Annotated in this window: 19 protein-coding genes; 9 read left to right on the top strand and 10 right to left on the bottom strand. The window is 72.1% G+C overall.

The genetic code is table 11. The features are described from left to right. The first annotated feature begins 33 nt into the window (after positions 1-33). Both DEI88_RS00280 and DEI88_RS00275 read left to right on the top strand, forming a co-directional pair. A complete protein-coding gene (locus tag DEI88_RS00280) occupies positions 34-1,461 on the top strand; it encodes a uracil-xanthine permease family protein (RefSeq protein ID WP_111071986.1) in 1,428 nt (475 codons plus the stop codon). Then, positions 1,458-2,900 (top strand): MATE family efflux transporter, encoded by a 1,443-nt coding sequence (locus tag DEI88_RS00275; RefSeq protein ID WP_258375040.1) that lies wholly within the window; start codon positions 1,458-1,460, stop codon positions 2,898-2,900. Before DEI88_RS00280 ends, DEI88_RS00275 begins: the two co-directional genes overlap by 4 nt. 133 nt (positions 2,901-3,033) lie before the next feature. Here DEI88_RS00275 and DEI88_RS00270 read toward each other — a convergent pair whose 3' ends face one another. Continuing rightward, the gene (locus DEI88_RS00270; protein ID WP_111071984.1) at positions 3,034-4,164 is read right to left on the bottom strand and encodes a LacI family DNA-binding transcriptional regulator; all 1,131 of its coding nucleotides are present in this window, start codon (positions 4,162-4,164) and stop codon (positions 3,034-3,036) included. Positions 4,165-4,251: 87 nt separating this feature from the next. Between DEI88_RS00270 and DEI88_RS00265 the strand changes: the two genes are divergently transcribed. The 4 genes from DEI88_RS00265 (at position 4,252) to DEI88_RS00250 (ending at position 8,259) form a co-directional block, all read left to right on the top strand. After that, positions 4,252-5,550, top strand: coding sequence for an MFS transporter (locus DEI88_RS00265; RefSeq protein WP_258375039.1), 1,299 nt, complete (start codon positions 4,252-4,254; stop codon positions 5,548-5,550). A 13-nt stretch (positions 5,551-5,563) separates the two neighbouring features. Then, a complete protein-coding gene (nucS, locus tag DEI88_RS00260) occupies positions 5,564-6,259 on the top strand; it encodes an endonuclease NucS (RefSeq protein WP_111071983.1) in 696 nt (231 codons plus the stop codon). Between the two features lie 105 nt (positions 6,260-6,364). Beyond that, positions 6,365-7,015 carry an HAD hydrolase-like protein gene (locus tag DEI88_RS00255; RefSeq protein WP_111011957.1) on the top strand — a complete coding sequence of 217 codons (651 nt, stop codon included), beginning with the start codon at positions 6,365-6,367 and terminating at the stop codon, positions 7,013-7,015. Next, entirely contained in the window at positions 7,015-8,259 is a 1,245-nt protein-coding gene (locus DEI88_RS00250; RefSeq protein WP_111011956.1) for an MFS transporter, read from the top strand. Before DEI88_RS00255 ends, DEI88_RS00250 begins: the two co-directional genes overlap by 1 nt. Positions 8,260-8,268: 9 nt before the next feature. On the opposite strand, the gene DEI88_RS00245 is transcribed toward DEI88_RS00250, so the two are convergent. The 4 genes from DEI88_RS00245 to DEI88_RS00230 form a co-directional block, all read right to left on the bottom strand. After that, complete coding sequence (locus DEI88_RS00245) at positions 8,269-8,805, bottom strand: ATP-binding protein (protein ID WP_220038151.1); 537 nt, start codon at positions 8,803-8,805, stop codon at positions 8,269-8,271. Continuing rightward, a complete protein-coding gene (locus DEI88_RS00240; RefSeq protein WP_220038150.1) occupies positions 8,802-9,695 on the bottom strand; it encodes an AlbA family DNA-binding domain-containing protein in 894 nt (297 codons plus the stop codon). Before DEI88_RS00240 ends, DEI88_RS00245 begins: the two co-directional genes overlap by 4 nt. A 132-nt stretch (positions 9,696-9,827) precedes the next feature. Beyond that, a complete protein-coding gene (locus tag DEI88_RS00235) occupies positions 9,828-10,697 on the bottom strand; it encodes an SDR family oxidoreductase (RefSeq protein ID WP_111071982.1) in 870 nt (289 codons plus the stop codon). Between the two features lie 32 nt (positions 10,698-10,729). Next, positions 10,730-11,386 (bottom strand): nucleoside/nucleotide kinase family protein, encoded by a 657-nt coding sequence (locus DEI88_RS00230; RefSeq protein WP_111012363.1) that lies wholly within the window; start codon positions 11,384-11,386, stop codon positions 10,730-10,732. Between the two features lie 82 nt (positions 11,387-11,468). Between DEI88_RS00230 and DEI88_RS00225 the strand changes: the two genes are divergently transcribed. The 3 genes from DEI88_RS00225 (at position 11,469) to DEI88_RS00215 (ending at position 13,535) form a co-directional block, all read left to right on the top strand. Beyond that, complete coding sequence (locus DEI88_RS00225; protein ID WP_111010363.1) at positions 11,469-11,840, top strand: VOC family protein; 372 nt, start codon at positions 11,469-11,471, stop codon at positions 11,838-11,840. A 58-nt stretch (positions 11,841-11,898) separates the two neighbouring features. Then, positions 11,899-12,399: a MarR family winged helix-turn-helix transcriptional regulator gene (locus DEI88_RS00220; protein ID WP_181435080.1), complete on the top strand. Its 501-nt coding sequence runs from the start codon at positions 11,899-11,901 to the stop codon at positions 12,397-12,399. A gap of 173 nt (positions 12,400-12,572) precedes the next feature. Then, on the top strand, positions 12,573-13,535 hold the full coding sequence (locus tag DEI88_RS00215) for a helix-turn-helix transcriptional regulator (protein WP_111035737.1): 963 nt from the start codon (positions 12,573-12,575) through the stop codon (positions 13,533-13,535). A 46-nt stretch (positions 13,536-13,581) separates the two neighbouring features. Here the strand turns inward: DEI88_RS00215 and DEI88_RS00210 are convergent, their stop codons facing one another. The 5 genes from DEI88_RS00210 to DEI88_RS00190 form a co-directional block, all read right to left on the bottom strand. Beyond that, positions 13,582-15,483, bottom strand: a complete 1,902-nt coding sequence (locus tag DEI88_RS00210; protein WP_111035738.1) for a glycoside hydrolase family 2 TIM barrel-domain containing protein — start codon at positions 15,481-15,483, stop codon at positions 13,582-13,584. Next, the gene (locus DEI88_RS00205; protein ID WP_111071981.1) at positions 15,480-16,796 is read right to left on the bottom strand and encodes a glycoside hydrolase family 1 protein; all 1,317 of its coding nucleotides are present in this window, start codon (positions 16,794-16,796) and stop codon (positions 15,480-15,482) included. Before DEI88_RS00205 ends, DEI88_RS00210 begins: the two co-directional genes overlap by 4 nt. Beyond that, on the bottom strand, positions 16,796-17,728 hold the full coding sequence (locus tag DEI88_RS00200) for a carbohydrate ABC transporter permease (protein WP_111071980.1): 933 nt from the start codon (positions 17,726-17,728) through the stop codon (positions 16,796-16,798). Before DEI88_RS00200 ends, DEI88_RS00205 begins: the two co-directional genes overlap by 1 nt. Continuing rightward, positions 17,718-18,551: a carbohydrate ABC transporter permease gene (locus DEI88_RS00195; protein WP_111072043.1), complete on the bottom strand. Its 834-nt coding sequence runs from the start codon at positions 18,549-18,551 to the stop codon at positions 17,718-17,720. The genes DEI88_RS00200 and DEI88_RS00195 overlap by 11 nt, the downstream gene beginning before the upstream one ends. A gap of 134 nt (positions 18,552-18,685) precedes the next feature. Further along, positions 18,686-19,948: an ABC transporter substrate-binding protein gene (locus DEI88_RS00190; RefSeq protein ID WP_111010369.1), complete on the bottom strand. Its 1,263-nt coding sequence runs from the start codon at positions 19,946-19,948 to the stop codon at positions 18,686-18,688. Positions 19,949-20,066 lie beyond the last annotated feature (118 nt).

Raw genomic sequence — 20,066 nt, 5'->3', positions numbered from 1 at the left:
CGGGCTGCGGCCCGGCCCCGGTAGGGTTCGGCCATGCCTCTTCCCTGGACGCTCCACGGGGACGGCCAGACGGTCTCCGCCACCACCATCGTCGCCCCCGAGGAACGCCTCAGCTGGGGTCGGACGGTCGGCCTCGGCGTCCAGCACGTCGTGGCGATGTTCGGTGCGACGTTCCTCGTCCCGCTCATCACCGGGTTCCCGCCGTCGACCACCCTGCTGTTCAGCGGCATCGGCACGCTGCTGTTCCTCGTGGTGACGCGCAACCGGCTGCCGAGCTACCTCGGGTCGTCCTTCGCGTTCCTCGCCCCGATCGCCGCGGCGACCAAGGTCGGGGGCATCCCGGTGGCCCTGTCCGGCATCGTGCTCGTCGGTGCGCTGCTCGCCGTGGTCGGGGTCGTGGTGCACCTCGCGGGCTCGCGGTGGATCGACGTCCTCATGCCACCCGTCGTCAGCGGGGCGATCGTGGCGCTCATCGGGTTCAACCTCGCCCCGACGGCGAAGGCGGACTTCACGAAGTCCCCCGTCATCGGGCTCGTCACCCTGGCGGCGATCGTGCTGTGCACGGTCCTGTTCCGGGGCATGATCGGCCGGCTCTCGATCGTCGTCGGGGTGGTCGTCGGGTACGTCGCCGCGGTCCTGGCGGGCCAGATCGACTACTCGGCGGTCGCGCGGGCGGCCTGGGTGGGCCTCCCGACGTTCACCGCGCCGCGCTTCGACGGCGGGCACCTCGCCGTGTACCTCGGGTTCCTCCCGGTCGTGCTCGCCCTGATCGCCGAGAACGTGGGGCACGTCAAGGGCGTGGGGCAGCTCACCGAACGGGACCTCACCCCGCTCACGGGGCGTGCGCTCCTCGCCGACGGCGTCGCGACCGTCATCGCTGGGCTCGGCGGCGGCTCGGCCACGACCACGTACGGCGAGAACATCGGCGTCATGGCCGCGACGCGCGTGTTCTCGACGGCGGCGTACTGGGTCGCGGGGATCGTGGCGGTCCTGCTCGGGCTGTCGCCGAAGATCGGCGCCGTCATCGCGACCGTCCCGACCGGGGTGCTCGGTGGCGCGACGACCGCGCTCTACGGCCTGATCGGCATCATCGGCATCCGCATCTGGGTCGAGAACCGCGTCGACTTCGCCCGGCCGAAGAACCAGCTCACGGCGGGCATCGCGCTCGTCATGGGCATCGCGGACTTCACGTTCGGAGTGGGCGGCGCGACCTTCGGCGGCATCGTCATCGGCACCGTCGCCGCGATCGTCGTCTACCACCTCATGGACCTGATCGGTCGGGCACGCGGGACGGACGCGGTGGGCGCCGCCGACGTCGCCGACACGATCGGGAGGCCCGACACCGGTCCGCGGGACGGACTCGGTGTCCCCACCGGCACCGGCACCGGCACCGGCACCGGCACCGAGAGCGGACCCGCGACCGCGCCGACCGCGCGGAACACGCCGACCGACCGGCGGTGACGCCGGACTCCGGCCCCGAGGACACCGCCCGCTCGGCCACCCCGGGACGTCCGCCACGGGGCGGGCGGGGCCGCGCCTCCCGGGTGGACCGCGACATCGTCCGGCTGGCGCTGCCGGCCCTCGGCGCGCTCGTCGTCGAGCCGCTGTTCCTCATGACCGACACGGCGCTCGTCGGGCACCTCGGCGCGACGCCCCTGGCAGCGGTGGGACTGGCGTCGAGCGTGCTGCAGACGGCCACCGGGCTGCTCGTGTTCCTGGCGTACTCGACGACGCCGGCGGTCGCCCGGGCGCTCGGAACCGGCGACCACCGGGGCGCTGTGCACGCCGGCCTCGACGGCATGTGGCTCGCGCTCGGACTCGGGGTCGTCCTGGCGCTCGTCGGGTGGCCACTCGCCCGACCGCTCGTGGGGCTGTTCGGCGCGTCGACCGGCGTCTCGGCCACGGCGACGGCCTACCTGCTCGTGTCGCTCGTCGGCCTCCCGGGGATCCTCGTGGTGACGGCGTCCACCGGGCTGCTGCGGGGCCTCCAGGACACGCGCACGCCGTTGGTCGTGGCGACGGTGGGGTTCGTCGTGAACGGCGGGCTGAACGCGGTGCTCATCTACGGGGCCGGGATGGGGGTGACCGGCTCCGCGCTCGGGACCGTGGTCGTCCAGTGGGCGATGGCGGCCGTGTACGTCGTGATCGCGGTCCGGGGGGCCCGTTCCACCGGCGCGTCGCTGCGCCCCGGGGTCTCCGGCGTGGTGCGGGCGCTCCGCTCCGGCGCGTGGCTGTTCCTCCGGACGGCGTCGCTCCGGGTGGCGATGCTCGCGACGGTGTCGGTCGCCGCGGGCCTGGGGGTCGCCGGACTCGCGACGACGCAGGTGGCCCTCACGGTGTTCTCGACCCTGGCGTTCGCGCTCGACGCCCTGGCGATCGCCGGCCAGGCCCTGGTCGGGCACGCGCTCGGAGCACGGCAGGCGGATCGGGTCCGGCTCGTGACGACGCGCCTCGTGGTGCTCGGCGTCGCGGGCGGGGTACTGCTCGGGCTGATCACGGCCGCGCTGAGCGGGGTGCTCGGGCCGGTGTTCTCGGACGCGGCGACCGTCCGGTCCCTGCTGCCCGCGCTGCTCGTGGTGACCGCGATCGGGCTGCCGGTGGCGGGGTACGTGTTCGTGCTCGACGGCGTGCTCATCGGTGCCGGCGACGCGCGGTACCTGGCGCTGGCGGGGCTCGTGAACCTGGTCGTGTACCTGCCGCTGCTGTGGGTGGTGTCGCAGGGGGCCGGGTCCCACGGGACCGGGTCCCACGGGGCCGGCGCCGCGCCTCCCGGCGGCATCCACGCCGGTCCCGTGCCGCTCTGGGCAGCGTTCTCGTTCGGGTACATCGGCATCCGGGCGATCACACTCGGCGTGCGGGCGCACCGGCCGGGGTGGATCCGGCGTGCGATGGCGTCCTGACCGCGAGAGCGGCCCGGCACGGCCTGTCGGCGCGGCGCGGCGCGGCGCGGCGCGGCGCGGCTCACGGAGCGGCGCGGCTCAGCGCAGCGGCGCGACTCAGCGCAGCGGCGGCGGCGGCCCGACCGGTCCCGGTTCAGTGCACCGGCGGCGGCCCGACGGTGTCCCCGACGCGCAGCTCGCTCCGGAAGGCCGCGGGCTCGGGCTCCTCGCCCTCGAGCATCGCGAGCGCGGCCCGGGCCGCCGCCTGGCCCTTCTGCACGGCGGGCTGCACGAGTGTCGTCAGGGTCTGGACGGGCGAGCGGTGCAGCAGGCTGTCGTCGATCCGGATGCCGTCGAACCCGACGACGCTGACGTCCTGCGGCACGCGGAGCCCCGCGTCGAGCGCCGCGACGATGACCCCGACGGCGAGCAGGTCGCTCTGTGCGACGACGGCGGTCGGCCGGGACGGTCCCGCGAACAGGGTCGCCCCGGCGAGGCGGCCCTCCTCGACCGCGCTGCCGCCCGCGACGACGGCGGCGGCGTCGGGGAACACGTCGTGCACGCCGCGGAGGCGCTCGAGGGCGATGAACGACGTCGCCCGGCCGGCGAGCTCGGGCGTGAGCGGCCCGCGGGTGCGGTCCGGGTCGATCGGCAGCGCGACGACGGCGACGTCCGTGTGGCCGAGGTCGCGGAGGTACTCCGCACCCCGCCGTGACGCGTCCCGGTTGTCGAGCATGATCGGCACGGCACCGGCGATGTGCTCGGCCTCGACCGCGACGACGGGGATCTCGCGCCGCCGGAGGACCGCGACGGCGGCGTCGATCCGGACGTTGCAGCCGATGAGCACGACCGCGTCCATGGGGGCGTCGACGAGCGGCCCGAACCCCTCCGCGCCGTCGAGCGGGCTCCGCACGAGCAGCAACGAGGCGCCCGCGGCACCGGCGACCTCGGCGATCCCGTCGAGGGTCTGTACGTTCACCGGGTCGCGGAAGGCGTCGCTGAGGCGGTCGTCGAGCACGACGCCGACCACCCCGGACCGGCCGCGGCGGAGCGATCGTGCGCGAGGGTCCGGGCCGTCGTACCCGAGCTCGGCCGCGACGGCGAGCACGCGCTCCTTCGTCTCCGCGGCGACCGGACCGGCACCGCTGAACGCGAGCGAGGCGGTCGACGGTGCCACCCCCGCCGCGCGCGCGACGGCGGCGAGCGTCGGGCGTCGGGCGTCACCACGCGGCCTGGAGGCGGTGCCCACGTCCGACGCGCCGGTCTCCCTTGCCGCGTTGTCCATGGCTCGGTAGCGTAACGACCGATCCTGGGTCGAATCGATTCGAGCGACGAATGACCGCCCGCACCGGATCGACGACGAGGAGGCCGTGTGACCACGCGGACGAGCACCCGGACCCCGGGCACGCGGACCTGGCGCAACGCCGTGTTCGTCGTGTTCACCCTCTCCGGCCTCGACATGGCCACCTGGCTCGGACGGGTGCCGAGCGTCCGCGACTCGCTGCACGCCTCGACGTCCGAGATGGGGCTGCTCGTGCTCGGCATGTCGGTCGGCTCCATCGTGGGGCTGTCCGCGGCGAGCCACATCGTCGCCCGGCTCGGGGCACGACGCGGGATCCAGGTCGCCGCGGTCCTGCTCGTCGTCGGCATGGTGAGCGCGTCGATCGCCGTCTCGGCCGGCTGGGGGTTCTGGGCGATCTGGGGCTGCCTCACCGCGTTCGGCTTCGGCAACGGTCTGTGCGACGTGTCGATGAACGTCTCCGGGGCCAGCGCCGAACGTGCCGGCGGGCGGAGCGTCATGCCGCTGTTCCACGCCGCGTTCAGCGTCGGGACCCTCCTCGGGGCGACACTCGGCTCCGCCGCCGAGGCCGCGGACGTCCCCGTGTGGATCCACATCGGCAGCATCGGCGTCCTCGCGAGCATCGGCATGGTCGTCGCCGTCACTCGACTCCGCGACGAGCGTGCCGAGCCCCACCCCGAGTCGACGGACACCTCGCCCGTCGCCGTCCTCAACCGCTGGCAGGTGTGGGCGTCACCGGCCACGATCCTCATCGGGCTCATCGTGCTCGGGATGGCCCTGGCCGAGGGCGCCGCGAACGACTGGCTGCCCCTCGCGATGGTGGACGGCCACGGGCTGACCAACGCGGAGGGCAGTGCCGTGCTGTCGGTGTTCGTCGCGGCGATGACGGTGGGTCGCGCGGGTGGTGTGTTCGTGATCGACCGGTTCGGCCGGGTGCCGGTGCTCCGCGGCAGTGCGGCGCTCGCCCTCGTCGGCCTGCTCGTGCTCATCCTCGTGCCGTCGGTGCCCCTGGCGATCGTCGGCGTGGTGCTCTGGGGCATCGGGGCATCGCTCGGGTTCCCGATGGGGATGTCCGCCGCCGCCGACGACCCCCGGAACGCGGCCATCCGCGTGAGCGCCGTCGCCACGATCGGCTACGTCGCGTTCCTGGCCGGCCCGCCCGTGATCGGGTTCCTCGGCAAGCAGTTCGGGCTCCTGCACGCCCTGCTCGTCGTGGTCGTGTTCATCGTCCTCGCGGGGCTCGCGTCGGGTGCCGCCCGCGAGCGCACCCGCCCCCAGGTCGAACCGCGCCCTTCCGGTGGAACACCCACATCCGGCGGTTCGACCGGAAGGAACCGGTTCGACACGGACGAACACGTCGGCCGGCGCTGACTAGGCTCGTCGGGTGCGTCTCGTCATCGCCCGCTGCTCCGTCGACTACGCCGGACGACTCTCGGCCCACCTCCCCCTGGCCACCCGGCTCCTCATGCTCAAGTCGGACGGCTCGCTCCTCGTCCACTCCGACGGCGGCAGCTACAAGCCGCTCAACTGGATGAGCCCGCCCTGCACGATCAGCACGGCCGAGCCCGACGAGGACCAGGCGGCCGCGGGCATCACCGAGGTCTGGACGGTCACGCAGAAGAAGACGCAGGACCGCCTCGTCGTCAGCATCCACGAGGTCGTCTCGGACGAGTCCCACGACATGGGCGTCGACCCGGGGCTCGTCAAGGACGGCGTCGAGGCCCACCTGCAGCAGCTCCTCGCCGAGCAGATCGAACTCCTCGGCGACGGCCACACGCTCGTCCGTCGCGAGTACATGACGGCCATCGGCCCCGTCGACATCCTGGCCCGCGACGACGCCGGTGCCGCCGTCGCGGTCGAGATGAAGCGCAACGCCACGATCGACGCGGTCGAGCAGCTCACGCGGTACCTCGAGCTCATGAACCGCGACCCGCACCTCCGCCCGGTGCAGGGCGTCCTGGCGGCGCAGACGTTCGCGCCGCAGGCCCGCACCCTCGCCGAGGACCGCGGGATCCGCTGCCTCGTCCTCGACTACGACGCCATGCGCGGCATCGAGGGCGGGCACACCCGCCTGTTCTGAACCACGCGCGCTCGGCGAGCGACGCGACGGGGTGGGGACGTGCCTCCCGGCCGGGAGGCCCCACCCACCACGGCCACGCAGCGCCCGTCCCATAGGCTGGAACCGATGTCCAGCCCGTTCTCCGCGATCCTGTTCGACCTCGACGGCACGATCTGCGACTCGGCGCCCGGGATCACGTCGAGCCTCACGTACACGTTCGAACGCATCGGGGTGCCGGTGCCGTCGCCCGCCACGCTCCTCAGCTTCGTGGGGCCGCCGATCCTCGACTCGTTCCGCAGCATGGGGATGGACGAGGACCAGGTCCAGCACACGCTGCAGGTCTACCGGGAGCACTACCTCGCCCACGGCACCCTCGACGCGCGGGTGTACCCGGGGATGCCCGAGGTCCTGCGGCGCGTGCACGAGGCCGGCGTGCCGACCTCGACCGCGACGAGCAAGCCCGAGACCCCGGCGACCTACATCCTCGAGCACTTCGGGCTCCTGCCGTACCTCGACGTCGTGACGGGCGCGAGTGACGACGAGGTCCGCAGCGCCAAGGCCGACGTCGTCGCCGAGGCACTGCGCCGGCTCGCCGCGCGCGGGGTCGACGTGTCGCGGCCGGTCCTCGTCGGCGACCGGCACCACGACGTCGAGGGCGCCGCCGCCCACGGCGTCCCGGTCGTGTTCGCCGAGTGGGGGTACGGCTCCCCCGCCGAGGCCGCCGGCACGATCGCCCGGGCCGCCGAGCCGCTCGACCTGCTCCCCATCCTGCTGTGATGTCCGACCGCACCGGCGCGCGGGTCCGTGAGCGGGCCGCGTGGCTCCTGCCCGCGGCGATCGTGCTCATCGCACTCAACCTGCGCGGTCCCGTCGTGGCGGTCGCCCCGGTCATCGGCGACGTCCGGCACGACCTCGGCCTGACCCCGACGGTCGCCGGGCTCCTCACGACGATCCCGGTGCTGTGCTTCGCGCTCGCGACCCCGTTGGCGTCGTGGGTGATCGCCCGGCTCGACCCGGAGCGTGCCGTGACGGCGTCGCTCGTCGGGGTGCTCGCCGGCACGCTCCTCCGTTCCGCCGGCACGTCGTGGGCCCTCGTCGCCGGGACGGCGCTCATCGGCATCGCGATCACGATCGGGAACGTCGTCGTGCCCGTCGTCATCCGCCGCGACTCCTCACCCGAGCGCGTCGGCATCGTGACCGGCGTCTACACGTCGGCGCTCAACGTCGGGTCGATGATCACCTCGCTCGGCACGGCCCCCCTCGCCGCGGTCGTCGGCTGGCCCGTCGCGATCGCGATCTGGGGCGTGTTCGTGCTCATCGCGGCTGCCGCGTGGTCGCGTGCGGTCGGCGTCCGCGCCGCACTCCGAGGTCCGATCACCGCGAGCGCGGAGCCGCTCCCGGTCACCGGCCCGATCGACCAGGTCCTCGTCCCGGAGACCCAGCGGCACGCCACCGCACCAGCCCCGGCGCGGCGGCTCGTCACGTGGGGCCTCGTCCTGGCGTTCGCGGGTCAGGCGTTCTCGTACTACGCCCTGACCGCGTGGATCCCGACGCTCCTGCACGACGAGATCGGGTTCGACACGGCCTCGGCGGGCGCGAGCTCCTCGGTCTTCCAGATCCTCGCGGTCGTCGGGGCCCTCGGCGTCCCCGTGCTCGCGTCCCGGTGGCGGCCTCGCTCGATCATCGTGCTCGTCAGTCTGTTCTGGCTCGCGATGCCGCTCGGGCTGCTCCTCGCACCGCAGCTGTGGCTCCTCTGGTCGATCTGCGGCGGCGCTGCCCAGGGTGGCGGCATCACGATCGTGTTCATCATCGTCGTGCGGCTCGTGACGACCGACGCCGACGCGCGCCGCATGTCCGCGCTGGTGCAGGGCGGCGGGTACCTGCTCGGCAGTGCGGGTCCGCTCGTCGCCGGGACGCTCCACGAGGCCTCGGGCGGCTGGACCGTGCCCCTGCTCGTCGTCGTCGGTGCGGTGCTCGTGCTCGGGGTGTCGGGGACGATCGCGGCCCGGAACGTCGACTAGCGAGGTCGGTCAGTTCCGCAGCCGCCACACGGCTCGCGGATCTCGCTCCGACTTGCCGATCCACTCGATGAGCGCCTCGGAAGCGAGCGCATCGAGGCGCGCCTTCGTCGCCGGTCTACTCAATCCGACCAGCTGCGAGATCTCCCCCGTTCCCAGGTCTCGATCTGCGGCACGCATGACGTCGAGTACTTCCTGCGAGCGAGCCGGCAGTCGAGCCGACGTTCGTTCGTCGATACGTGGAAGGGCCAGGAGTGTCAGCTTCACGCTTCCCTGGCTCTGCACGTACACGGGATCCGTCAGGCCGACCCGCCGCATCTCGTCGAACATGCGCCGGATTCCCTCGCCGAGTTCCTGACCGATCCGGAGGTCGGCGCAGACCCTTGCGATCCGCGGGTTCCTGGCGAAGCGACTGATGTCAAGAGGCCGCGCCGGGTCAGCGAGACCGGGGAAGCGGCCCGGACTCTCGATCTCGATCCGGTCCGTGAAGATCTCGACCCGGATGTGGTCACCGCCGAGACTGTAGGAGCGATGGATGACCGCGTTCACGACACCTTCGAGCCACGCATCCTTCGGGACGATGGGCTCGCTCTCGAACAGACCGGAGGCGCGCAGCGACCTCTTCCGCGGGACGAGACGTTCGATCTCCTCAGCGGCCTTGGTGATGGCATGGGGATCGGTCCCTCGATCCTGAGGTCGTTGGTGTCGTCAACCGACAGGCGAGCGCCCGTGCCACGCTCAGGACGCAGGTATCGGATCACCCGAATGTGCGCTTGAGGGAACTCGTCCTGTGGGTGCTCACCGAACAGCAGATAGCAACCGTTCGTGTACTCGCCGTGCCGCGTCACGAGGCTGCGCGCCTTCAGAAGACGATCGAACGTGCCGGAAGCGCCCGTGGCACTGCGGAACTGTTCGAGGAGCTGGCGGTTGAGGTCGTCCCGCCGAAGACCGAGCAACGGATGCCCGTCCCACTGCGCTTGTCCCTTGTCGTACTCGAGCTCGCGGCGCTGTTCATGGCGGAGCTTCCGAGATTCGTCTCCGACGCGGAGGTAGCAGTCTCCGTTCTTCATCTCGTGAACGACTTCGCCAGGGTCGACGCGGACGACCACCAACGTGTCGATCTCGCCTGCGTCATTCACGCAACGTGTCTGATCCACGCGCGCCCGCACGGGTGGCACGGTGTGGTCGATCGCCGTCTGCTGGAAGTCGTTGAGGCGCCCGGCACTCGCTTTCAATCCCTCGACCCGGCCGTCGCTCAGACCGAGCACGATCACGCCACCTTCCGCGTTCGCGAACGCGACGAGATGCTGTGCGAGGTCCTTCGCCTGGATCCGGATCGACTTCCGGTCGAACCACTGGTCCTCGAGAAGGGCACACAGCTTGGGACCGACCTCGTCGCGCGGAGCAGCGAGGGCACGGTCCACGTCGTTCGCGCTCATCGGACCGAGCCTACGGCTTCAAGTAGGTTTCGAGTACCGGCTACTCACGCCCTGTTGACAGTTGAAAATGCCTGATGAGCGGGGTGATGGAACGGCACCGGTGAGCGCAGCACCTCTTTTGAGTGCGGGCGATCAGCCCGCCGCGAGCACCTCGCGCAGGGACATCGGGCGCCGCCCGGTCACCCGCTCGACGTCACCGCTGACGGCCGCGAGCGCACCCTCGGCGATCGCGGTGTACGTGCTCACCCAGGCGTCCGCCTGCCACGGAGCGGGGTCCCAGCGCGCCCGTGACGCGTACGCCTCGTCGAGCGTCTCGGGGTGGTAGGTCACCGTGCGGCCGCGGACGTCCGACACGATCGCCGCCGCCTCGGCCAGGGTGACGGCCTCGGGCCCGGTGAGCGCGTAGGTCGCTCCAGCGTGCTGGTCCGGGTCCAGGAGGACCGTGGTCGCGACCCGCGCGACGTCCGCGCGGGCGACCGCCGCCATCGCACCGTCCCCGGCCGGACCGCGGATGACGCCGTCCTCGCCGACGAGCTCCTCCACGAAGTCGAGGTAGAACGAGTCGCGGAGGAACGTCCACGTCATGCCCGACGCGCGGATCGCCTCCTCGGTGGCGTGGTGGTCGCGCCCGAGCGTGAAGGTGGCGTCGGGCGCCGCGCCGACGAACGACGTGTACACGACGTGGCGGACCCCGGCCTCGGCAGCGGCGCGGACGAAGGCGCGGTGCTGCTCGAGGCGGTCCTCCGCCTCGGCCGCCGAGACCATGAGCAGGACGTCGACACCGGCGAGCGCGGCACGAGCGGCGTCCGCGTCGGCGAAGGCGGCCACGGCGACCTCGGCTCCGGCGAGCCGGGGTGCCCGGGCCGGGTCGCGGACGACCGCGCGGAACGGTCGACCGCCAGCGGCGAGCGCCCGCGCGACGGCACCGCCGACGTGCCCGGTGGCCCCGGTGACGGCGATGACGGGCTGGGGATCCGCCGTGCTGGGTGTCGTGTCGGACATGTGCCGGTCCTCCCGGTCGAGTGTGGTGGGGGTCAGGTGGTGACGACCAGGTCGGCGCGGTCCGCCGTCGGTTCGATGCGCCGGGCGTTCGCGCCGTCGACCTCGGTCGCCCAGGCCCGGGCCGCCGCGTGGTCGCGGCCGTGCCGCATGTGGCGTCCGACGAGCCGGTCGATCCGGACGGCGTCGTCGGTCCGGCAGAACCAGGTCTCGGTCAGGAGGCCCGGCAGCAGTGCCCACGGCTCGTCCCGGTCGAGCAGGTAGTTGCCCTCGGTGACCACGAGTCGCACGGCGCGTGGCACGGCGATGCTGCCCGCCACGGGCTCGTCGACCCGCCGGTCGAAGTCGGGCGCCCACGTGACGTCCTCGTCGGCGGCGACGAGCCGGCGCACGAGCGCGACGTACCCGGCGGCGTCGAAGGTGTCGATCGCGCCCTTCCGGTCGGACCGTCCGAGGGCGGCGAGCGCGGTGTTCGCCAGGTGGAACCCGTCCATGGGCACCTGGACGGCGACGCCCGGCCCGTGCGCCTCGGTGACGGCGGCGACCACACGGCGCGCGAGGGTGGACTTGCCGGAGCCGGGGCTGCCCGCGATGCCGAGCACGGCCCTCCCGGCGGGCGGACGGTCGGCGACGAGCGTGAGGGCCCGCTCCACCGCGGCCGCGACGTCGAGGGCGGCGGGGGTGGGCGGCATGTCGCAAGTCTCCCACCCGACGGTCCGGATGCCAGGACGCGGGGTCTGGTGCTCCGGCACGGTCGGAGGGACACTGTCGGCCATGATCGATGCGACGAGGGCGTTCAGCGGGTTCTCGGTGCGGGACACCGCCGAGGCGCGGGCGTTCTACGAGGACGTGCTCGGACTGTCGGTGCACGAGGCGAACGGCATGCTCATGCTCGAGGTCGGCGGCGGGACGCCCGTGCTCGTGTACCCGAAGGGCGACGCGCACGAGCCGGCGTCGTTCACGGTCCTCAACTTCCCGGTGCCGGACGTCCCCGCGACGGTCGCGGACCTGACGGAGCGGGGCGTGGTGTTCGAGCAGTACGAGGGGCTGACGGACGATTCGGGGGTGAACCGCCACGGCGGGCCGCTGATCGCCTGGTTCACGGACCCGTCGGGCAACGTCATGAGCGTGGTGGAGGACAGCTGAGCGCATCGACGGTCGCGGTGGCAAACTGTTCGCAGATCGAACGACCCCGGGGAGCATCGTGTCCGAGCCGACCGCCGACGACGACCGCACGCGTCGTGAGGACGAACGCATCGACGAGGCGATCGACGTCGTGGCGGCGTTGACCCGCGTGGAGGCGGCGGATGCGGCGCTCCGCTCACGGCTCCGCGCGCGGCTCGGTGTCGGGGGCACGGACCTCGTCGTCCTCCAGTTCATCGCGCGGGCCGAGGCGGTCGGTCGTGCCGTCCGCGTCAAGGACCTCACGCAGCACGTCGGCATGACGAGCGCCGCGACGAGCGTCATCCTCGAGCGCCTGGGGGCTCGCGGCCACGTGCTCCGTGACGTCGATCCGACGGACCGCCGCAGCAAGTTGATCTGCCTGTCCGACACGACGAAGACCGCGATGCGGGAGGCGGTCGGGGAGACGCAGGACGCGTTGCGCGTGGTGCTCGACGAGCTGGGCCCGCGGGACCGCAAGCGCTTGGTGGGCCTGCTCGACCGGGTCGTGCGGGCGCTGGAACTCGGCGTGCCCCAGGGCTGATCCGGGGGCACGGGCTACCGCTGAACGACGGGGGTACCCCGGTCGGATTGTCCAATTTTCTTTGCTTTTCCTCCTCCTTCCGCCTATCCTCGTCACTGCGCGGTCTCCCCGACTCGTCGCCCTGCGTCGAGGACCGACGGACGCCCGCGAGCGGCGAGGACACCACGGGAGCGATGGACACCACGACCGGTGCGGCGGCCACTCCCATCCGAATCGAGGCCCACGGCCTCGACGCCGACCAGGCCATGGACGACCTGCCCCGGCTCTACGCCGGCGCGGCCTGGTCCTCGGCACCGACGCGGGCGACGCCCTACCGCTACCGCTACGCCGCGATGGGCGACACGGACCTGACACTCCGGACCTCGCGCATGCACGGCGAGATCCAGGGCGACGTCCCGCCGGGCGGCGACTACGTCGTGCAGTGGCTGACGGCAGGGCGGTCGACGGTCGACCTCGGCCACGACGACCTGCGCATGGTCCCCGGGCGGCCGCTGCTGTTCCCGGCGCACCGGTCCTTCGTGTTCCGGTTCACGGACTACGACCAGAAGCTCGTGCACCTGGGGCGTGACCACGTCGACCGCATCGCCCGCGAGCAGGGCCTCGCCGGCGAGGACCTGCGGTTCGACCACACGGCCGCCCCCACCGACGCCGCGGTCCGCAGCTGGCAGGGCACCGTGGGACTCGTGTCGAACACCATGCGCTCCGGCCCGGTCAGTCCCCTGCTGTGGGACGAACTCACGCGGATGACGGCGATCGCGTTCCTCGGGCTCTACCCGCCCCTCGCCGACGCCCTGCCGTCCGCGGTGCTCCTGCCGCGGAACGCACGGATCCGGGCCGCGGTGGAGTACGTGCAGGCCCATGTGCACGAGCCGATCGGCACCACCGAGATCGCGGCCGCGGCGCACCTCAGCGTGCGGGCGTTGCAGGAGGGCTTCCGACGCGTGCTCGACACCACACCGCTCGGGTACCTGCGGCAGGCCCGCCTCGACCGCGTCCACGCGGAGTTGCAACAGGGCGTACCGGGGACGACCGTCGCCGGGGTCGCGCAGGCGTGGGGCTTCACGCACCTCGGACGGTTCGCGGGGGCGTATCGCGCGCGGTTCGGGGAGCATCCCCGCGCCACGCTGCGCGGTTGAGCCGGGAGGGACGGGGCGGGACCCGCCACGTCCCTCCCGGCCGCGATCAGTCGCGTCCGGCGACGGCGCGGCGGATCCGCTCGATCGGCACCTTCGGCTCGCGCTCGGCGGTGAGCAGCCCGTTCGTCTCCTGCAGCGTGTCCGTGAACTGCGTGTAGCAGGACCCGGCGAGGAACGAACTGGCGCGGATGCCGTCGTACAGCGCGGTGATCCGGTCGACGTAGTCGTCGCCGTCCACCGCGACGGAGTACCCCCAGGCGTCGTCGCGGTCGGCACCCGGCTGGTAGTTGACCCCGCCGAACTCCGTGAGCATGACCGGCTGGCCGTGGTCCTCGGCGTCGCCGACCAGGATCCGCCGGCCGGCCGGGCCCATCCCGGCGAGCAAGCGGGTGCGGGCGGCGTCGTCGGCGTAGGTCGCGGCGAGGACCTCGCCCGAGGCCTCGTAGTCGTGCACGCTGAGGATGTCCGACGCGGCGTGCTCCCAGCCGTCGTTCGAGATCACGGGCCGTGACGGGTCGAGCGCCCGCGTGACGTCGGCGAGCGCCCGGGCGTACGCCTGCTGTGCCGGTTCGTGCGCGATGTGCTGCACGCCCCAGCTCTCGTTCGCCGGCACCCAGGTCACGATGCACGGGTGGGACACATCCCGTTCCACGGCGTCCATCCACTCCCGCATGAGCCGCTGCACCGCCGTCGGGGTGAACGCGTAGGCACCCGGCGCCTCGCCCCAGACCAGGAGGCCGAGGCGGTCCGCCCAGAACAGGAACCGCGGGTCCTCGATCTTCTGGTGGATCCGGGTCGCGGTGAACCCGAGCTCCTTGATGAGCTCGACCTCACGACGGAACGCGGCCGGGCTCGGCGCGGTGAGGTTCGAGTCCGGCCAGTAGCCCTGGTTGAGCACGCTCCGGACGTCGTAGGGCCGGTCGTTGAGCAGGAACGCCCCCCGGTCGACCGCGACCGACCGGAACCCGAGGTACGACGCGACGACGTCCTCGGACCCGTCGGGGTGCCCGAGCACGACGGTGGCGTCGATGAGCCGCGGGGTCTCCGGCGTCCACACGATCTCGTCGTACGCCTGGCCGTTCGTCTGCCGCGCGACGGGGACGACCACGTCCACGGTCGTGGCGCCCGCCGGCACGACGACGGAGGCGCTGCCGAGGTCCTCGTCACCGTCCTCGTGGCGGAGCGACACCGACAGTGTCGTGCCCGCGGTCACCCGACCGGCGATCCGGACCGTGCCCCGGACCACCGAGCCGGGGAACTCGGTCTCCCAGCGGAGCGCCGCGACCGACACCGGGGGCACCGCCTCGAGCCACACGGTCTGCCAGATCCCCGTGGTGCGGCGGTACCAGATCACGTGCGGGTGCTCGTGCCAGTCCTGCTTGCCGCGGGGCTGCGTGACGTCGTGCGGGTCGTCCTCGGCGCGGACGACCAGGGTGTGCGTGGTGTCGGTGCCGGCGTCGACGTCCGTGCTGGCGTCGAGCACGTGCGTCACGTCGAACGAGAACGGCGTGTGCCCGCCCTCGTGCTCGCCGAGGCGCACCCCGTCCAGCCACACCGTCGCGCGGTAGTCGACCGCACCGAAGTGCAGGAGCACCCGGGACGCGTCGGCCGAGCGCCCGGCACGCTCGAGGTCCTCGGCCGAGATGCTGCGCGCGTACCAGACCACGGGGTGGAACCCCGGCTCGTCGATGCCCGACGCGACCGACTCGGGCGGGAACGGCACCGTGATCGTGCGGTCCGTCGCCCCGTGCTCGGGCCGGAAGCCCGCCGACCAGCCCGCGCCCAGGCCCTCGTCGCCGTCGTCGTGGCGGAACGACCACGGCCCGTCGAGGTCGGCCCAGGCCGGACGGACGAGTTGCGGCCGGGGGTGGGTCCCGTCCTGGCGGCTCGCCGGTTCGGGGACGGACAGGGTCCGGGGAGCGGCTTCCTCGCCGCGCAGCGTCGTCATGGCGTCCAGTCTGCCGCAGCCGTTACAACGTTGTACAGACGGTTGGCCGGCGCGCCGGTCTCGGTCCCGAACGCCGCTGCCGCTCCGGTCGGGACGCGCTGCAGGGAGCCGTCCGCCTGCTCCTCGAGCCGGACCAGCCCCATGCGGCGCAGCGACGGGGTCTTGCGCCCGCCGACGACCCGGGCGGCCACGACCTCGTCGGGCACCGCGAACTCCTCGACGTTCCGACCGCCGGACGCGTACGACCAGTCGACGAAGTCGAACAGGGGCCACCAGGTGTACCCGCGCAGGTCCATGCCGCCCGCCACGAGTTCCTGGACCGCGTGGACCGAGTCGCGCACCCAGGCCGTCCGGACCTCGTCCGTGCCCTCGATGCTCGTCTCCGTGACCATCATGGGCAGGCCGTAGCGCGCCTCGAACCGCCGCAGGCTCGTGACGAGTCCGTCGGTCCAGCGGTCCGTCGCGATCTGCACCACGTCGGTGCCGTCGGCGACGAGGGTCCGCGGGGACAGGTCGGGGTAGTAGTTGACGCCGAGCACGTCGATGCGCGCCGGGTCGGCCCGGAGACGCGCGAGCTGCTCGGGTGCGGCGCCGTGCTCGAGCAGCCACCCGTGCATGGGGTGCTGCACGCCGACCAGCCCGAGCACCAGATCCGTCGGCACGGTGCCGATCGCGGTCAGGTGCTCGGCCTCGCCCGCGAGTGCGGGGTCATCCGTGGCGAACAGGGACGACGCCTCGACGTGCACGATGACCGCGGCCGGGTTGGCCGCCCGGATCGCCGCGACGGACCGGGTGATCCCCTCGGCCAGCGCGAGCGTCACGCGCACCCAGCCGTCCCAGCCGGTCAGCGCCGGCGGCCACACGCCGCGGAGGCCGCAGAACGAGGCCGTCGTGACGGGTTCGTTCAAGGGTGTGACGTGGTCGACCAACCCGCGGTAGCGCGCCGCGAACGCACCCGCGAACGCCGCGACGACGTCGGGGTAGCGCGGGTCGGCGAACGAGCCGTCGAGCCAGGTCGGCGTGCCGTAGTGCACGAGATCGGCGATCACCGTCAGCCCGAGCTCCTCGACCGCGAACCGGAGCCGCTCGTCGAGGGTGCTCCAGTCGTAGGTGTCCGGCGCGGTGTGCACGAGCGGCCAGTTCACGCCGTACCGGACCGCCCCCGCGCCGAGGTCGCGCGCGGCGGTGAGGTCCGCGCGCCAGTGCTCGGTGTGCTCCGTCAGGTCGTACTCGTCGAGCGGCGCCATCGCGAAGTGCGTCGGCGGGTGGACCGAGGTGTCCTCGATCCCGAGGACCCAGGTGAAGTCGCCCATCACTTCAGTCCACTCGTCGCGACGCCGGCCACGAAGTACTTCTGTGCGAAGAAGAACGCGATCGCGATCGGGACCAGCGAGATGGTCGCACCGGCGAGCAGGATCGCGTGGTCGGTCACGTGCTGGCCGCCGAACAGCGTCAGGCCGGCCGGCAGGGTGAGCATGTCGTTCGACGTCGTGACGACGAGCGGCCAGAGCAGGTCGTTCCACAGGTTCATGCCGTTGAGCACGGCGACGGTGGCGATCGCCGGTTTGGCGAGCGGGAGCACGACCTGCCAGTAGATCCGCCAGTGCCCGGCGCCGTCGATGCGCGCCGCCTCGTCGAGCTCCGGCGGGATGCTGACGAAGAACTGCCGGAACAGGAAGATGCCGAACGCGCTCGTCGCCCGCGGGACGATGAGCCCCTGGTAGGTGTTCAGCCAGCCGAAGTGGAACAGCTCGACGAACACGGGGATCAGGGTCACCTGGAACGGCACCATGAGGGTCGCGATGACGATGACGAACGCGACGTTCCGACCGACGAACCGCATCCGCGCCAGGGCGTAGGCGCACATCGAGTCGAACAGCAGGGTCAGCGCCGTCGTCACGCCCGCGAACACGAACGTGTTGACGAGCAGCCGGACGAACGACAGCTGCTGCCAGACGCCGACGTACCCGTGCATGGTGACGCTCGTCGGGAACAGGCTCGCGGGGTTGTGGAACAGGTCGCTCTCGCTCCGGAACGACCCGGAGACCATCCAGATGAAGGGCACGAGCGCGAACACGACCCCGACGCCGAGGTAGACCCACTTGAGCACGTCCACCGTGCGCACGGCGGGCCGCGGCCCGTGCTGCCTGCGCTGCGTGGGCGTGGACCGGTCGCCGCGGTCGCCGCCGCCGCGTGACGAACGGGAGGTCCGGGGCACGTCCGCCACGGAGGTGTCAGTCGACATCGTTGTACCTGAACAATCTGAGCTGGACGAGCGAGATGAGCATGATGATCGCGAACAGCACCCACGAGATCGCGGACGCGTACCCGGTCTGGTAGTCGACGAACCCGTCGCGGTAGAGCAGGTTGACCAGCGAGTCGGTGTGGAACACCGGGCCGCCGCCGGTCATGACGTAGACGAGGTCGAAGACCTGGAACGACTGGATGGTCAGGATCATCGAGGTGAACAGCAGCGTGGGCCGGATGCTCGGGATCGTGATCGACCACACCGTGGCCCACCGGCCGGCGCCGTCGAGCTGGGCCGCCTCGTACCGCTCGCCGGGGACGCCCTTGAGGCCCGCGACGAACAGGATCATGGCGAAGCCGACGCTCTTCCAGACCGACACGAAGATCACCGTCGGCAGGGCGAGGGTCGTCGACTGGAGCCACCCGATCGAGGGCAGACCGAGCGCCGCGGTGAGGCCGCCGACGAGCCCGATGTCCGGGTCGAGCAGGAACTTCCAGACCAGGCCGATCGTGACGAGCGAGACGATCGTCGGGAAGAAGAAGATCGACCGGACGATGCGCGTCGCGATTCCCTCGCCCTGGAGCGCCAGGGCCGACAGGAACCCGAACACGAGCAGGAGTACGACGGACACGATCGTGAACTCGAGCGTCACGCCGAGCGCGTTCCAGAACTGGTGGTCGTGGAACAGCTTGAGGTAGTTGCCGAACCCGACGAACGGCTCCGTGCTCGCCCCGACGGTCCAGTCGAAGAAGCTGTAGTACAGCGACCGGAAGATCGGGAAGATCACGAACACGCCCAGGATCAGCAGGCTCGGCGCCATGAAGAGCCAGGCCGGCTGGAACCGGAACCGACGAGCGGTCGCGCGCCGGCCCTCCCCACCGCAACGCGACCCTGGGGTGGTGCCGGCCCCGTCGCGCGTGCTGCGCGACGGGACCCGCTCCGAGGTGTGGCTGGTCACTGCGAGCAGCCCGTGAGGCCGTCGATCGTCTGCGCGGCGTCCTTGGTCGCGCTCGCGACCGAGGTCCCGCGCGTGATCTTGCCGATGAGCGGCACGTAGCCGTCCGAGTCGACCTTGGTCGCCTGGGGGACGTGCGGCAGGTACAGGCGGGCGTTGCCGACCTGCGACGCGAACACCGACACCGTCGGGTCGGCCGTGAGCTTGGCGTCGTCGGTCATGTCGGTGCGCAGCGGCGGGAACCCGGTCTTCAGCGAGAACTTCTCCTGCGTCGACTTGCTCGTCCAGTAGGCGAGGAACTCCTGCGCCTGCTTCGGGTACTTCGTCTTGGCCGACACCGACAGCGGCGCGGTCGACCCGAGCGTGACGGACGTGCCGTCGACCCCGGTCGGGATGGTCGCGATCCCGAGGTCGACGCCCGCGCTCTTGTAACCCGGCGCGGCCCACGGCCCGTTGATCTCCATGGCGGCCTTGCCCGCGGAGAACAGGGAGTCGGCCTCGGCACCGGTCTGCCCCACCGGGCTCACCTTGTCCTTCGCCACGAGGTCGGCCCACGTGGACAGGCTCTTCTGGCCGGCGCTCGTCTGCAGCACCGAGCAGCCCTTGCCGTTGACGATGTCGCCGCCCTCGAGCCACTGCAGGACGGGCCACATCTGGATCGTCTGGTTGTCCGCGAGCGAGATGCCGTAGTGGCCACCGGTCGTCAGCTTCTTCGCGTCCTGCGCGAGCTCGTCGATGGTCTTCGGCGGGTTCGTGATGCCGGCCTGCTGGAACAGCTTCTTGTTGTAGTACAGGCTCAGCGTCGCGAAGTTCGCGGGGATCCCGTAGAGCTTGCCCTTGTACGTGAACTCCTTGACGGTGCCGGGCGCGAGCTTCGACGTGTTGATCTGGTCCTTGCCACTGCCGGTGTCCGTCAGGGCGAGCACCGAGTTCGTCTTGACGTACTGCGCGACCGCGTTCGGGTCGCTCGACACCGCGGCGATGTCCGGACCCTGCCCGGTCAGCCATGCCGACGGGAGCTTCTGCTGGATGGTGTCCCAGGGCTGCACGGTCATCTGGACCTTGATGTCCGGGTGGGACGCCTCGAAGTCCTTGACGATCTGCGCGTACCCGGGGCGGTCTCCACCGGTGAACCCGGTCCAGACCTTGAGGGTGACCGGTCCGCTCGCCGACGACGATGACGACGTCGAACAGCCGGACAGGGCCAGGGCCACAGCGGCGGCTCCGGCGGCGACGGCGAGGGCCGTGTTGCGCTTCTTCATGGAACGCTCCTTTGCGTTGTGGACCGTCCTCGGGAGGGGACGGCACGGAGGTGGGATGTGATGGTGGGCAGGGGAACGGGTCTGAGGGGGACGGGGGCCGGCGACGTGCCGGTGGTCG

The sequence above is a fragment of the Curtobacterium sp. MCBD17_003 genome (assembly GCF_003234885.2).
Lineage (GTDB): Bacteria > Actinomycetota > Actinomycetes > Actinomycetales > Microbacteriaceae > Curtobacterium.
This window is presented reverse-complemented; position numbering and strand designations above follow the sequence as displayed.